Source organism: Blastococcus sp. SYSU DS1024 (genome assembly GCF_054050795.1).
The window spans coordinates 1-1,113 of the sequence record NZ_JBJHAA010000051.1 but is presented as its reverse complement, the minus strand read 5'-3'; the positions used below and the strand labels follow the sequence as shown (position 1 = coordinate 1,113).

Sequence of the window (1,113 nt, the reverse complement as noted above, 5' to 3'; positions counted from 1 at the left end):
TGTACTGCTCGGAGACGTTGGTGCAGCGGGTGATCGGCGGGAGGTTGCCGAGCGCTGTGTGGGGCCGGTGGTTGTTGTAGTGGTGCAGCCAGCCTGACAGGGCAGCCCGGCGAGCGGTCTCGGAGGTGTAGAGCCGCTTGTAGGCCCACTCCTCGAGCAGCGTGCGGTTGAGCCGTTCGACCTTGCCATTGGTCTGTGGCCTACGGACTCGGGTGGTGGAGTGCCGGATGCCCAGCCGTCGATGGTCGTCTCGCCATGCGTGGCTGCGGTAGGCGCTGCCGTTGTCGGTCAGCACGCGCTCGACGGTGATGCTGTGGCTGGCGAAGAAGGCGCGTGCTCGCGTCCAGAACGCCAGGGCCGTGGTCGCGGTCTCGTCGTCGAGGGCCTCGGAGTAGGCCAATCGACTGAAGCCGTCGACGGCGGAGTGCACGTAGCAGTAGCCCAGGTTCGGTCGGCCATGCACCTTGCGCGGCCGGGTCGAATCACGGTGCGCCTGCCGGTTGGCAATGCCCCGCTCCCGGCCGTGGATGCGCCAGCCGCCGCCGTCGGGGATGTTGCCGAGCTTCTTGATGTCGACGTGGACCAGCTCCCCGGGCCGGGTCATCTCGTAGCGGCGGATCGGTTCGCCGGTGACCCGGTCGACGTGCCAGAGCCGGTTGATCCGGCAGCTGACCAAGATCCGATGCACGGTCGAAGGCGCCAGCCCGACTCGGCCGGCGATGGCCACCGGACCTAGCCGCTGTTTCCACCGCAGGTGCACCACCTTGCGCACCACCGGCTGCGGTGTGCGCCGCGGCGAGCTGGCCGGCCGTGAAGAGCGGTCGGCCATACCGGCCGCGCCCTGCTCCCGGTAGCGCCGAGCCCAGCGAGTAGCGGTCGGACGTGAGACCTGGAATCGCTCGGCGGCCCGGGCGATCGGCCAGCCCTGCTCCACCACACAGCGGGCCAGTCGAAGGCGTCCGGTCTCGGTCAGCGGCGCATTACGGTGGACCACGAGGGACCTCCTGGGGTCTGGATGGGTGCTTGGCGGCTCCCAAACAGAACCCGGAGGTCCCTCCTCACATCAAGACCGATCACTCACCACGCGGTGCACCAACCTGTCCGGGCAGTACA

At 68.9% G+C, this 1,113-nt stretch carries 1 protein-coding gene; it reads right to left on the bottom strand.

Going from position 1 to position 1,113, the window contains the following annotated elements; genetic code table 11:
* A partial coding sequence (locus tag ACI79S_RS20775; RefSeq protein ID WP_456595334.1) for an IS481 family transposase occupies window positions 1-994 on the bottom strand: 994 nt, incomplete at its 3' end.
* Window positions 995-1,113: the final 119 nt, after the last annotated feature.